This is a genomic window from Aliiglaciecola aliphaticivorans, assembly GCF_054782055.1.
In genome coordinates, this window is record NZ_BAAGTF010000010.1 from 86,688 (window position 1) to 100,797 (window position 14,110).

The following is a 14,110-nucleotide window of genomic DNA, read 5'->3' on the forward strand; positions in this document are numbered from 1 at the left end:
TTGAGATTATTCAAACCAATTACAAGAATATATCATCAATTTAAAAATTTTTTGGGTTAGAATGACGCGATTAAATGAATAGACAACAAAAACGATGACTCAGACTAAAAAACGTATTTATGTGGCCTATACCGGAGGGACCATAGGTATGCGGCCTTCTAATCATGGTTATATTCCAGTCTCAGGCTTTTTAACTGAAACCTTGAACAATATGCCTGAATTTCACCGCCCCGAAATGCCAGAGTTTAAGATTCATGAGTATCAAAGCTTGATTGATTCTTCCGACATGAGCCCTACGGATTGGCAAAATATCGCTGATGATATTAGCGCAAACTACGCTGACTATGATGGATTCATTATCTTGCATGGAACCGATACCATGGCATATACCGCATCTGCCTTATCGTTTATGTTGGAAGACCTAGGTAAACCGGTAATAGTGACGGGCTCACAAATCCCCCTTGCCGAATTACGTTCAGATGGACAGGTAAACCTGTTAAATGCGCTGTACATCGCTGCAAATTACCCGATTTCCGAAGTATCACTGTATTTCAACAATCGCCTTTTTCGAGGAAATCGTAGTCGTAAAGTAGACGCTGATGGCTTTGCGGCTTTTGGCTCGCCCAATTATCCTGAATTGCTTAGAGCCGGAATTGATATCGAACTCATTGCCGGAAAAATCAGTCAACCAACTCAAAAAATCATGAGAGTCAGCCCGGTCAATGCCCAACCTATAGGCGTGGTTACCTTATATCCAGGGATCAGTGCCGAAGTGATCAGAAACACCATACAACAGCCAGTCAAAGCATTGGTACTACTGAGTTATGGCGTTGGTAACGCGCCGCAAAATAAAGCCTTACTGACGCAACTAAAAGCAGCCCAACAGAACGATATAATTGTGCTCAACTGCACTCAATGTGTTAGTGGTAAAGTGAATATGAGTGGATATGCTAATGGCCATGTGCTGCGTGAAGTCGGCGTGGTATCTGGCAACGACATGACGCCAGAAGCTGCCTTAGCCAAGTTACATTATTTATTAAGTAAAGATCTTTCAGTGGACGAGATTAAACATCAATTAATAACCAATCTGCGCGGTGAATTAAGTTAATTCAACGCGCGTTTTGATCGTTTAATTATTGGATAAAGTGAGACTTCACACGTTCAATCAACCGACGCTCTTTGTCTGGGGCATCAGATGATAATTTTCCATGCTGAATAAACTGTATTAGCAAATTGTCTTTATCAATCTGCTCACCATGTTGCAATTTGTCAGTCATCATTTGTAATTGCAGATTTTTGCGTAACTGCGAATCCTCTTGGGGGCTGTCTTGAGAATCGAGTATCTCTAATAATACGGCTATTTCATTACGATTGAAATCGCTGTTTTTTTGGTTAAGATAGGCTTGTTTCCATGCCTGGGGAAGATGCTCAAGCAACTCATTCGTCTCACCTTCGGTGTTCGAACCTGCCAGCAACTCAAACAACTCCACTAACACTTTCCGTTTTTTGTCGTTATGTAGTGAATCTTTTTTGCTGAGCAACAGTTTTTCAATTTTAGCTATCTTATGATGAATGGATTTTGAAACCTTATTTCCGTTACCATTATCAAAAGTAGCAGCAAACTGCTGCAATTGCTCAGACGCGTGCTCAATTTCCCCTAAGCTGTTAACTGTGTTCGCCAGCCCTAGTATATCGTCTAGTTTACGCTCTGCTTCTTCAGTTTGTTTTTGCTGAACGAGTTTAGTATTCGCTTGAAGATCATTACGTTTAGCAAATAAACTATCATTGATACTTCTAAATTCTTTCCACAATAATGAATCTTGTTTTCGACCAGCGTTGCCGATTTCCTTCCACTGAAGCTGTAGCTTTTTTGCTTGCTCTACAGCATCATTGATTTCTTCATTTTCAAGTAAAAGCTGCGCCTTGTTAATGAGTAGCTGCTTCGCTTCTGCATTTTCATGATGAAATTTCTGAACCCGCTCTTTTAGGGGCTTAAGTGCATTTGCATAAGCCTGATTAATGGCGTCTAAAATCTTGTAATCTACTTTACCAACCTGTCTCCAACGCTGTTGAATCTGCATAACCTCGTCAGCAATGTCACTAATAGGTTTATCTGATGTTTGCAGTAATTTTGATTGTTCAATTAAACCTAACTTTAGCTGTTCATTTTCTTTGCGTTGAGCTTCCATTTCCGCAAAGTGCAAACGGCAGGGTTCAAATGCTTTTTCAATCGCCATGTCGAAGGCTTTATTAAGAAGAGTATCCGCTTCGGCACCGGTATTTCCAAGGCTATTCCAAGCACTTCGCAAACGTTTCACCTCGGCAACCTGTTGATCAATTTCCAAAGGATGCAATGCAATGGTTTCAGCTTCTTTCAACACTGCCGGTTTACGCGGTTGAGCTATATAATGTTGCCAGTCTTTAAGGTTTTCAATTTGCTCTTTGATTGATTCTAGTTGGCGACTAATATGTTGTTGATTTCGCTCAGGTAATTGCTCATACCAAGTTATTACCTTTGAGTACAAGCCCATAGCAGCATTGTATTTACCTTGAGAAATTAAACTGTCTATAGCGCGCAACTTAGCTTTACAGCGATTCTCATTTTGTTTTACGCCAGCAATTAGCTTATTTAAACCTGCGTTAAATTCTTTACGGCACGCTTGCCACTGAGTATTAAGTTCTTTTGGCCAACCTGAGCCATAGGGGGAAGATAAATCTTGCCAGTAAGCAGTTTGTTCGGCTAAATATTCTTTAGCGGCATTGATCTGACTAATGTCCGTAGGCGATTCCAAACGCTTAAACTTTTCAATAAATTCTTTACCTAAGGTTACCGCTTTTTTAAATTCAGGTAACCGCTCTAAAGTCGAACGACATTGAATAATCTGCGCTGAAATATCATCCCACACTTCTTTCAATGATTGGAGGTCAGTTAACTCAGGCAATATACCCGCTAATTGTTGTTGGCAATCTTGCAGCGCGTGTTCATAGGATTCAACGGCGCCTAAGGTTACCTTTTCAACATCTTGTGCAAGTTCTAAATTCACTTCAGCTAATATTGAATTAACTTTCTGTTGGATTTCATTAAGCCCTTTATTAAGCCCATTAGCTCGCTCAGCTGCTTCAAACTGTGGCGCTAACTGTTGAATTAAATGAGAAATTTTTTGTTTTATTTCGTCAAATCTAGCGTTTAATTGCTTTTCAGTTTCGTCTTTAAGGTAAGTGAATTCTGGTTGAAGTGACAAAAATGACTTAACTAACGCTTCATTTTGCTGTTTGATTTGCACAAAGTCAGACTTATCTTTTAATGCCAACAATTGAGACAACACTAACTTCGCATCTTTCTCAATTTCTATTGGTTTGAGTTTAGCTTCTTCAATTTGTTTAAGCTTGAGACGAATAGCCTCTTCAACGACAGAGAACGAGGTTCTTTTTAACCCTTTGCTCAAGGTCGATTCGTCCTCTATATAAGCTAATAAACTCAACTGCACTTTCTCATTATTACTATTGATAAATTGCTGTTTGGTTACATGGGGCTTATTTAGCTTGTTTAACACTGTCAACAACAAACCAGATTCATCATTTTTGACTGAGGGTAATTGCAGTAATTTTTCTAACAGTGAATTGCTTTTACATTCGGCAATAAATCGTTTTCTTTCTTGATCTGTTATGACCAAATCACCTTGATCAAATAAGGCATTTTCAACCATTGTCTGAGCACGTTTTTTAACCCGCTCTGATTTAGCGGTGTCTGCCATTTTACACCACAGTGCAAAACTGTTCAGGCGAGTCAAAGCCGCAAGACTAACGTTAGGATCTTCGTCATTGAATGCTAGTTCATGCAATTGAGATTTGTGTTGTGATTCTTCTGGAATTAAATTCGCAATCGCTTGAATTCTAACTTGCGGGTTAGGATCTTGATACTTGGGTCGAAAAAAGTGTTTAAAAATCATCCTGCTTAAACCGTGCTATGCTGCTTTGTGGAGCGAACTGCTCTTTAAGTTGTTGACGGCTTTTATGATTAATTTGGCCATCAGCATTTAAGGTCATATGTTGATCAAGTTTTAAAACTTTCGCTTGATACATCATAACCGCTTGCATGCTGCTCTCTCGTTGACTTTCTGTCAAGGGCAAACCGTCAAGCCACTTACCTGTTTCTACTGCTTGCAACAACTTTTCATAGGTTTCTTTTGTCATTGAAGACACTAATGCATCGATACTCACTAATTAGCTCGCTTTATAAAAATTAATCGAATTCGATTGACCACATACCAAACAAACCCTGTCACTGAGACCGCTATTGCAATGGAATGCTGAAGATCGCCTGGCTGTGCCCCACCCCAATACATAAAACCAAAGCCAGCAACAAACATCAGCATGGCTAACATCGACTGATTTTGAATACTGTGTTGTTTTTTAAATTTGTTGAGGTTCTTTTTACGCAGGAGATCTTCTGCAGACGCATCCCCAACAGCAAAACCACAATGAGAACACGAATCCGCTTTGTCAGAAATTTTCTTATTACATGCTGGACATTCTATTAGTGCCATATTCAAACTCCAAATACAAAACGTTGACGCTAGTTTCCTGGCGTCAACGCTACACAAATTAATTATTAAGAATATTGTACTGGATTAAGATTTATTTTCCTTATTAAATCTTTCCCAATAATCTTTTACTGAGCTTTTCATTTCTTTGCTTAGCATCAAAATGCCGAACAAGTTTGGTAAGGTCATAACCACAATAGCAACACTTGCTAAGGTCCAGACCAATTCTGTGTCAGAAAATGAAGCCCAGACAAAACCTGCAACATAGACGACTCGATAAGGCATAACCGAACGTGAACCTAATAGATAGGTCATTGCCCTATCACCATAATAAGACCAAGCAATTGCCGTTGAGAAAGCAAACAATAGTAAACCGATGGAAACGATATACTGACCAAAGTCACCAAAAAATCCTTTGGTAAAGGCTATCGTCGTTAAACGGGCAGAGTGGACTAAGGATTTACCGGTTAAAATTAAATTGTCTTTTACGATGCCGCCATCTACAACTTTAACGGATCCGGTGAATAAATCTTCATTACCACCAACAGTATAGACCACATCTTCAGCTAATGATCGGGCATGGATGATAGTAAATCCGCTACTCACGGCTTTACCTGACACAACCTGAATATCACCAGTGTATTTTTCCACATTTGAATTACCGATATGGTTTAAATAATGATAAAGGTTTTCACGATCCTGTTGATCATCTTCAGAATAGGTACCGGCAACTATTTCAAGACTGGAGCGTTCAAATTCATTGATATGTTTATCTTTCCAAACTCCGGAAGAGAGAATCACTAAACCGGTTAACGTACAAATGACAATAGTATCGATGAAAGGCTCTAGGATGGAAACCATACCTTCAGAAACAGGTTCTTTGGTCTTAGCTGCAGCATGGGCAATGGGAGCAGAACCTTGCCCCGCTTCATTGGAGAACAAACCTCGATTCACACCACGATTAAAGGCGTACGCAATTGAAGCGCCAAGGAAGCCTCCTGTTGCCGCTGAACCGGTAAATAAGTCTGCAAATATTGAGGTAAATGAAGGACCGATATTTTCTAAATTGGCAAATATAACGGCTAAGGCACCAATTAAATAAACTAAGGCCATAAAAGGAACAATCTTAGATGTCACTGCAGCAATACGCTGTATCCCACCTAAAATGACTAAGGCAAGCAAAATACCTAAAACACTACCGACAATCCAAGGTTCAAAGCCAAAAGTTTCTTCAATGCTAGTTGCAATACCATTACTTTGAGGTAAGTTTCCTGTACCAAAAGAACTGATGACCGTTGCAATGGCAAATGCCACTGCTAGCCACTTCATATTTAAACGTTTATCCATGTAGTACATGGGGCCACCGGCCATAGTTCCATCTTCGGTCTTCTCGCGGTATTTGTGAGACAAGGTGACCTCAACAAACTTTGTGGTCATACCAAAAAATGCAGTAGCCCACATCCAAAACAGCGCTGCAGGCCCACCAAGAAAAATGGCAAAGGCCACACCACTGATATTTCCGGTACCCACTGTACCTGACAACGCCGTAGTTAATGCCCGAAAATGGCTAGTATCACCAGGGGAATCATCGCTATCAAACTTGCCAGTAACCACTTTCCACGCGTGTTTAAAGTAACGAATCTGTGGAAACCCTAGAAAAATCGTAAAAAACAAACCTGTTCCCAGTAAGATAAATGGAAACAGGGCATTGCCCCCTAAATAGCTATCTAATAGCTTTAAAAAATCATGAAAAACTTCCAAACGATTCCCCTTTTTTTATTGTTATATGGTGTTTAATACAAGTTTCTAATTGTGTTTTTCTTTTATCTAACGTAAATCTTTTAATACCGCGTTGACTGCGACTAATAAATCTTCACCTAGCTGTTTGCACCTTTGAGGAGACCAGCCATAATCATCGTCGGGCAATAGCGCGTTGTCTTTAAATGGCATTTCCAGGGTGTAGGCTAAACAATCGTACAATTGGCCTACAGCATTAGTTGCCACTGTCATATTCGCCTTACCTGGCGCATCCTTATCGTATCCAAATTCGTCTTGGAATTCGGGCGTCACGGTTAACAAAGCAGACTTAAACGCATTCTCTAATCTTTCAATACGTTCATTATAACCAGGGTTGCCCTCTGAACCCGCGACAAAGTTATAGGGCAAAGACTCATCCCCATGAATATCTAAAAACAAATCTACCCCTGTTTCTTGCATTTTTTGCATAACTAAAAATACTTCAGGGCTTTTATCCATACTTGGCGATTGCCACTCTCTATTTAGATTCGTACCAACCGCGTTAGTGCGTAAGTGACCTCGAACTGAACCATCAGGATTCATATTAGGAACAACATAAAACACGGCTTTATCAAGCAAACTTCTGGCCACACCGTCATCTGCATCAAAAAGGCGGATTAATAACCCTTCGACTAACCATTCAGCCATGGATTCACCGGGATGTTGCCGTGCGGTTATCCAAATTATCGGTTTATCCGTTTCAGGTTGCCCGATTTCTAGCACTGACATATCACGACCATCCAAGGTTTCACCTAAATGGTGCAGTTGACAATGGTCGTTAACTTGCGCACTTGCCAATAAATCTAAATGCCTTTCGTAACCGTAGGGCGCGAAATAAGCAAAATACGTGTGATTATGTTCAGGCGTAAAGGAAATGCTGAGATTATCACCGTCAAAAACACTATCCACTCTAAACCATTCTTGTCGATCGTACGAGGCAACAGCTCGATAGCCCTCCCACCCTTCTGGGTATGCTGAGTTGGCCAAGTCACCAATATTAATTTTATGCTCTACGAAAGGTGTGGAATCTAGTTTGAAATGAAACCATTGATAAAAATCAGACTGGTTGTCATTGCGTATTTGTAATTCGATTTGTTTGGGGTTTACTGCATTGATTACGACAATATTGCCAGAATCAAAATTGCTGCTTATTTTCACATTCAGACTCACTGATATTTTAACCGAGTTCAATCTACCATAATCTCATAAAAAATGGGTCAGCATGAGTCACTAATTTAAATAAAAAAATTAAATTAGCTTATAAATATAACTTAGTAAAAGCAGGTAATAGTAGAAATGGAATGGGGAAACATAGATTGCCGCTTTTAAGTACTAAAAGCGGCGAATCCATTGGTTTATTTTTTAAGCAGGAATGGTGGGATAAACGAGACCAGCCATAGCTTGTACAACTCGCATTACCTGACAGCTATAACCAAATTCATTGTCATACCATACATACAAGGTTGCTCGGTTACCAGCAACAATTGTTGCTTGAGAGTCCACCACAGAAGCAGCACGAGAACCAACTAAATCAGTAGATACAATTTCAATGGAAGAAGTAAAGTCAACCTGGTGTTGCAAGGATGAAAACAAAGATAAGTCTCGCAGGAAATTATTCATTTCTTCTTTGTCAGATGACTTATTTAAGTTTAAATTCAAAATGGCTAAGGATACATTGGGGGTTGGCACCCGTATCGCATTACCAGTTAATTTACCTTCTAATTGGGGATAGGCTTTTGAAACCGCTTTCGCTGCGCCGGTTTCAGTAATCACCATATTCAATGCAGCACTGCGGCCGCGACGTTCTGCTTTGTGAAAGTTATCGATAAGGTTTTGGTCGTTGGTAAATGAGTGAACCGTTTCAACATGTCCATTTTCAATACCAAACTGCTCATCGAGGGCCTTAAGAACAGGTGTAATCGCATTGGTTGTGCAACTCGCAGCGGAAAGAATAGTATCATCACTGGTGATATCGTTGTGATTCACACCGTAAACAATATTTTTAACGTCGCCTTTACCTGGTGCGGTCAATATGGCTTTTTTAGTCCCCTTGGCTTTTAGGTGCAGCCCTAAACCATCGCGGTCACGCCATATCCCCGTGTTATCAATGACAATCGCATCTTCAATACCATATTGGGTGTAATCAACGCTGTCTGGGGAGTCTGCGTATATAACTTGAATAAATGAGCCGTTAGCTTTTATCGCGTTACGCTCATGATCAACAGTAATACTGCCACTAAATGGACCATGGACAGAATCTCTGCGCAACAAACTTGCACGTTTTTCTAGGTCACCGTCTTTTCCGCCTCTAACAACAATTGCTTTAAGACGTAATTTATTGTTTTTACCTTGGCGTTCGATAAGTAAACGGGCCAGGAGTCTGCCGATACGACCAAAACCGTAAAGCACCACATCTTGCACGGGATGATTATCTTGCTTACCAGCAATAGTCGCAAGTTGTTCATCAAGATAGGTTTTGATGTCCATATTTTTGAATTTGTCATCATGGTGATAAGCGTAAGCTAACTTACCTAAATCAATGTGAGCTGGTGCTAATTGAAGTTTGCTCATTTCTTCTAGAATTGGCCAACTTTCTCTTAGTCTAAGTTTGTCACCAGTATGGCGTCTAACTTTGCGATGTGATTTGATAATATCAATTGCGCTGGCCCCTAACATAGGTCTGCCAAAAATTGAGATTTCAACAGCACAATCACGATATAATTTACCTAGTACTGGCTGCATCAATTCAGCGTATTCTTGACGCTCCTGCCAACTGCCCATGAGTTCCTGTTCAAACTGCTGATTCATTCTTTACTACCCTAATTTGTTAATAGCATCAAAAAACGCGGCTATTCTAAAGGCAGTTATCCATATCACCAAACTGGTATAAAGTTTCATCTTTTAGACAAAATAGTAATGAACACTGATATTGAATGTAATTTTACCCCATAAAATTGGCTTATTAGGGAGAACAATCATTATTGCGCTAATTTTGATAGGATTTTCTGTAAGTATATTACAAAAAATATTTTAAACTATTTTATATAAAGGCCTGTTTAAGGCTAATTTTGTGGGGAAAACCTAACAGAAATAGAATTAACGCAATAACGTTGGCCTGTCGGTGCTGGACCATCAGGGAAAACATGGCCAAGGTGGGCATCACAATTTTTGCAAACTATTTCAATTCGCTGCATACCCAAGGAGTTATCTTCATGAAACGCGACATTATCATGTTTTGTGTGTGCAGAAAATGAAGGCCATCCACAACCAGAGTCAAATTTGTCTTCGGACGAGAAAAGAATACTGCCACAACATGTGCAAGTGTAGTTTCCCGTTTCTTTATTATGCAGTAACTCACCGGTAAAAGGTCGTTCTGTCCCTTTCTGTCGGCAAACTCTGTACTCTTCATCGGTTAACTTTTCTCGCCATTGTTCATCAGTTAATTTCATTACCCTCTCCCAAGTTGACTTCATTTAGGTTTAATCGTAGGTCCGTTTAAATACAGTAACACTTCGATAGGCTTGCAGGAACACGTTAGCTATTTTGGTTTTGGGTTGTAACGATATTTTTTTATAACGGGTATCTAATTCTAACGACCAATAACCCGTTTTAAGTTCGGGTAGGTGGAAGCGTACATCGTGATCGTATGTATTAAAAATCATTAACAAATGTTCATCAGTATGTTTAGGGCAGCCTTTTAACTCAACAGCGAAAGATTGTTTTTGGGGATCTTGCCAATCTGAGTCCAATTTATTTTCACCGTCTGGTCGATACCAATTCACTTCATCAACGTTGTGATGAAGATTATAATCATCATCTTTTAGGGATAAATCGGTTAAAATAACACTGCTTTTACGTAACGCAATAACCTGCTTACAAAACTCTAAGAAATCTTGTTGCGATTCATTTAATGTCCACTTTGACCAATTAACTTCGTTGTCCTGGCAGTACGCATTGTTATTTCCTAACTGCGTTCGACTCAATTCATCTCCACCCAATATATGTGGAATACCTTGTGAGAGAATTAAGGTCGCAAACAAATTCCGTTTCTGCTTCTCCCGCAAAATATTAATATTTTCATCTTTTGTCGGGCCTTCAACACCGTAGTTGGCTGAAAGATTATGCCCATGGCCATCTCTATTATCTTCTAAATTTGCTTCATTATGACGACTCGAATAACACACTAAATCATGCAAGGTAAAACCATCATGGTAAGTCACATTATTCACCGATGACTGTATAGAACGTCGCCCTTTTGGGAATATATCTCTAGATCCTAATAATCGTGTGGCAAAGTCGCCGGTTAAACCTACGTCTCCACGCCAAAAACCTTTAACCGTATCCCGATACTTGTCGTTTACTTCTTGCCAATTAGCAGGAAATTGCCCCAACTGATAGCCACCATAACCAATATCCCAAGGCTCCGCGATTAATTTAACCCCTGATAAAATTGGATCTTGTCTAAGGGTAGTTAAAAAACCAGAAGAACTAGAAAACTCATAAGGATCACGACCTAAACCGGCTGCCAAATCAAATCGAAAACCATCCACCCCCATAAAGCTCACCCAATAACGTAGTGCATCCATCACCATTTTCATGACATATGGGGAAGCCGTGTTTACACTATTACCGCATCCTGAATTATTAACATATTGCTCAAAATCCCTGAGGCCATGCTGATCTTTTTCAAAGAGATAAAAATTGCTATTGTCAAAGCCTTTAAAAGATAAGATTTGACCATCGTGCCCCCCTTCCGCTGTGTGATTGAAGACCACATCCAATATGACCTCTAAACCAGCCTCATGATACTTTTCTACTAGGGTTTTAAATTCAGCAATGGGGTCGTCAATGGCATAGCGCATTTCGGGGCAGAAATAATTAATTGGGTTATAACCCCAATAATTCGTAAGGCCTTTCTCAGTTATGTATGGCTCTGGCATGAATGCCATTACAGGCAAGAATTGTACGGCTGAAACACCGAGATCTTTTAAGTGTTGGATAATCGCTGGATGACACGCACCTAGGTAAGTTCCTCTGATATTCTTAGGTACATCAGGATGAAGTTGGGTTAAACCTTTTACGTGGGCCTCGTAAACAATGGTGTCACTTAAAGGTGTATGAGGTCTATTGTGGTCGTCTGTTAAAGGAGGATTGTTATTTTCCACCACAACGCACTTGGGCATCATCAATGCACTATCACCTTGGTACTTTTTACGATTCCAATGCAGTGCACGGTTTAGCTTCTTAGCATAAGGGTCAATTAATAATTTTTCTGGATGAAAAGCATTACCATTACAGGGTTTATTTTCGCCTTGGGTACGGTATCCATATAACTGCCCCGCTCTAATACCCTCAACGTGCCCATGCCAAACTTCACCGGTTTTTGCTTTTAATTCAATATACTCAAATGGTTCTTCAGTATCTGATTTAAACAAACAGAGTAAAACTTGCTGGGCATTTGGACTGTGTACGGCGAAATTACAGCCGTCTTTTGTTAACGTTGCGCCCAAAGGAAGGCACTTACCTTCCGTTACTGAAAAATCGTGTTTTAGTGAATTAGCCAAATCTTTACTCTGTTATTTGTAACATCAATGTCGCCAAAGGAGGCATATTGACGAGAATGGAATAAGGTTGATTATTCCATTTTACTGCTTCAGATTGTACTTTTTTAAGTACCTTATAATCGCTTCCCCAGTACTTTTTATCATCGGAATTCATGATTAAATGATATTCACCTTGTGCAGGAACACCAATCCTAAATTCACTCCTTGGTACCGGAGTAAAATTACTCACGGCAATCACTGTTTGCTTTCCATCCTTAGAGGTTCTCATTAAGGAAAGTATGGACTGTTCAGCATTGCCATGATCAATCCATGCAAAGCAACCGGGCTCATGATCACTTTCGTATAACGCGGGATAATTGCGATAAATATGGTTTAAATCTCGATACAAAGATTGAATACCTTGGTGTTTTTCGAAATCCAATAAATTCCACTGCAACGACCCATCGTGATTCCATTCGGCACTTTGGCCAATTTCATTCCCCATAAAGTTTAATTTTTTACCTGGGTGAGCATACATAAACCCTGCATAACAACGAAGATTAGCCGCTTGTTGCCATTCATCGCCGGGCATCTTTCTTAGTAGAGCACCTTTGCCATGAACGACCTCATCATGGGAGATAGGTAAGACAAAACTTTCACTAAAGGAATAAACCATACTGAAGGTAATTTCACCGTGATGATAACGGCGATAGGATGGGTCTTTACTAATGTAATGTAACGAATCGTGCATCCACCCCATATTCCACTTGAAGCCAAAACCTAAACCACCTTCAAATACAGGTTTAGAGACTTTAGGAAACGAAGTGGATTCTTCTGCAATAGTCATGGCGCGAGGAAATTTCTCATAGACCGCCTTGTTCATCCATTGTAAAAAGCTAATGGCCTCATAGTTTTCATTGCCACCATCAACATTTGGGATCCACTCCCCATCTTTGCGTGAATAATCGAGATACAACATGGATGCAACGGCATCAACACGCAAACCATCTACGTGGAAGTGCTCTATCCAGAACAACGCGTTTGCCACCAAAAACTGTCGCACCGTATCTTTACCAAAATCATAAATACAAGAGTTCCAATCAGGATGCCAGCCCTTTCGAGGATCTTCATATTCATAAACATGGGTACCATCGAAACGCGCCAATCCATGACCGTCTTCAGGAAAATGAGCTGGCACCCAATCGATGATGATACCAATGTCATTTTGGTGGCATTGATCAACAAAAAACTTAAAGTCGTCTGGATCGCCAAAACGACTTGTGGGTGAAAACAGACCGACAGGCTGATAGCCCCATGAGCCGTCGAAAGGAAATTCAGAAATGGGTAAAACTTCAAGATGGGTATATCCCATGTCCTTTACATAAGGAATGAGATCATCGACCAATTCTCGATAGGTTAAATAGGTTTTAGTTGGATCAGATGGTCGTTTCCACGACCCAAGATGCACTTCGTAGATACTCATTGGCTGCAAATATTTATCTGCCTTCGATTTTTCCAACCAATCAGCATCGCTCCATTGATAATCATTTTGATTGAATATAATAGACGCATGGGATGGATACTGTTCTGCACTGAAGCCGACAGGATCGGCTTTATGAGGTAGTTGGTTGCCTTGGGAATCTTTAATTTGATATTTATATCTTTGCCCAGCAGTTAAGCCGGGAATAATTAAAACCCAGTATCCCATGGACGTTTTCTGCATTGGATGACAACTACCATTCCAATAATTAAAGTCACCGATGACTGAAACAGCCTTAGCATTAGGGGCGAAAACGGCGAACCGTGTGCCTTCTATTTTTTCGTCTAATCCAACCTCTAAAGAAACAAGCTGTGCACCTAATTGTTGATAGACATTTTCTGGAGCGTGATCAACGTAATGCACGGCATGAAACGCTTGTTCTTGAAATTGGTAAGGGTCGATAAGGTCGTAAGTGGTCTCTTTGGTTTCAACTTTCAAAGCATAAACTAGGTTATCTTTAACCTGTTTAAATTGCCCACAAAACAAATCTGTTTTGTTTTTCCGTTTAAGCTTACCAATGTTTTTTCCAGAATCTAAATCAAACACGCTGACATTTTTTGCTCCCGGTAACCACACATTAAATTGGGTTAATTCTTCAATGGTTTTCTTACCTAAAAACTCAAATGGTTCCGTACAATTCGCTTGCTTTAATTCTTCTTCTATCAACATTGATTCGCCTTTTGGGT

Annotated in this window: 10 protein-coding genes; 1 reads left to right on the top strand and 9 read right to left on the bottom strand. The window is 40.0% G+C overall.

Features of this window, described 5'->3' with window-relative positions; genetic code table 11:
- Positions 1–94 precede the first annotated feature (94 nt).
- Positions 95–1,108, top strand: a complete 1,014-nt coding sequence (gene ansA, locus ACYVIL_RS05755; RefSeq protein ID WP_460311875.1) for an asparaginase — start codon at positions 95–97, stop codon at positions 1,106–1,108.
- A gap of 25 nt (positions 1,109–1,133) precedes the next feature.
- Here the strand turns inward: ansA and ACYVIL_RS05760 are convergent, their stop codons facing one another.
- The 9 genes from ACYVIL_RS05760 to glgB form a co-directional block, all read right to left on the bottom strand.
- Positions 1,134–3,950, bottom strand: coding sequence for a DUF349 domain-containing protein (locus ACYVIL_RS05760; protein WP_460311876.1), 2,817 nt, complete (start codon positions 3,948–3,950; stop codon positions 1,134–1,136).
- Positions 3,940–4,221 (bottom strand): YeaC family protein, encoded by a 282-nt coding sequence (locus ACYVIL_RS05765; protein ID WP_460311877.1) that lies wholly within the window; start codon positions 4,219–4,221, stop codon positions 3,940–3,942. The genes ACYVIL_RS05760 and ACYVIL_RS05765 overlap by 11 nt, the downstream gene beginning before the upstream one ends.
- The gene (locus ACYVIL_RS05770) at positions 4,221–4,547 is read right to left on the bottom strand and encodes a hypothetical protein (protein ID WP_303471717.1); all 327 of its coding nucleotides are present in this window, start codon (positions 4,545–4,547) and stop codon (positions 4,221–4,223) included. Before ACYVIL_RS05770 ends, ACYVIL_RS05765 begins: the two co-directional genes overlap by 1 nt.
- A gap of 84 nt (positions 4,548–4,631) precedes the next feature.
- The gene (locus ACYVIL_RS05775; RefSeq protein WP_460311878.1) at positions 4,632–6,305 is read right to left on the bottom strand and encodes an alanine/glycine:cation symporter family protein; all 1,674 of its coding nucleotides are present in this window, start codon (positions 6,303–6,305) and stop codon (positions 4,632–4,634) included.
- Between the two features lie 66 nt (positions 6,306–6,371).
- Positions 6,372–7,499 carry a M14 family metallopeptidase gene (locus tag ACYVIL_RS05780; protein WP_460311879.1) on the bottom strand — a complete coding sequence of 376 codons (1,128 nt, stop codon included), beginning with the start codon at positions 7,497–7,499 and terminating at the stop codon, positions 6,372–6,374.
- 204 nt (positions 7,500–7,703) lie between these two features.
- Positions 7,704–9,149 (bottom strand): glyceraldehyde-3-phosphate dehydrogenase, encoded by a 1,446-nt coding sequence (locus tag ACYVIL_RS05785; protein ID WP_460311880.1) that lies wholly within the window; start codon positions 9,147–9,149, stop codon positions 7,704–7,706.
- Positions 9,150–9,403: 254 nt separating this feature from the next.
- On the bottom strand, positions 9,404–9,790 hold the full coding sequence (gene msrB, locus ACYVIL_RS05790; RefSeq protein ID WP_303471708.1) for a peptide-methionine (R)-S-oxide reductase MsrB: 387 nt from the start codon (positions 9,788–9,790) through the stop codon (positions 9,404–9,406).
- A 30-nt stretch (positions 9,791–9,820) separates the two neighbouring features.
- On the bottom strand, positions 9,821–11,905 hold the full coding sequence (gene glgX / locus ACYVIL_RS05795; protein WP_460311881.1) for a glycogen debranching protein GlgX: 2,085 nt from the start codon (positions 11,903–11,905) through the stop codon (positions 9,821–9,823).
- A 4-nt stretch (positions 11,906–11,909) separates the two neighbouring features.
- Positions 11,910–14,093 carry a 1,4-alpha-glucan branching protein GlgB gene (gene glgB / locus ACYVIL_RS05800; protein WP_460311882.1) on the bottom strand — a complete coding sequence of 728 codons (2,184 nt, stop codon included), beginning with the start codon at positions 14,091–14,093 and terminating at the stop codon, positions 11,910–11,912.
- Positions 14,094–14,110: the final 17 nt, after the last annotated feature.

Bases quoted from the DNA above. Each gene is read 5' to 3' on its own strand.
- ansA (WP_460311875.1), top strand. From the start codon at position 95: ATGACTCAGACTAAAAAACGTATTTATGTGGCCTATACCGGAGGGACC.
- ACYVIL_RS05760 (WP_460311876.1), bottom strand. From the start codon at position 3,950: ATGATTTTTAAACACTTTTTTCGACCCAAGTATCAAGATCCTAACCCG.
- ACYVIL_RS05770 (WP_303471717.1), bottom strand. From the start codon at position 4,547: ATGGCACTAATAGAATGTCCAGCATGTAATAAGAAAATTTCTGACAAA.
- ACYVIL_RS05785 (WP_460311880.1), bottom strand. From the start codon at position 9,149: ATGAATCAGCAGTTTGAACAGGAACTCATGGGCAGTTGGCAGGAGCGT.
- msrB (WP_303471708.1), bottom strand. From the start codon at position 9,790: ATGAAATTAACTGATGAACAATGGCGAGAAAAGTTAACCGATGAAGAG.
- glgB (WP_460311882.1), bottom strand. From the start codon at position 14,093: ATGTTGATAGAAGAAGAATTAAAGCAAGCGAATTGTACGGAACCATTT.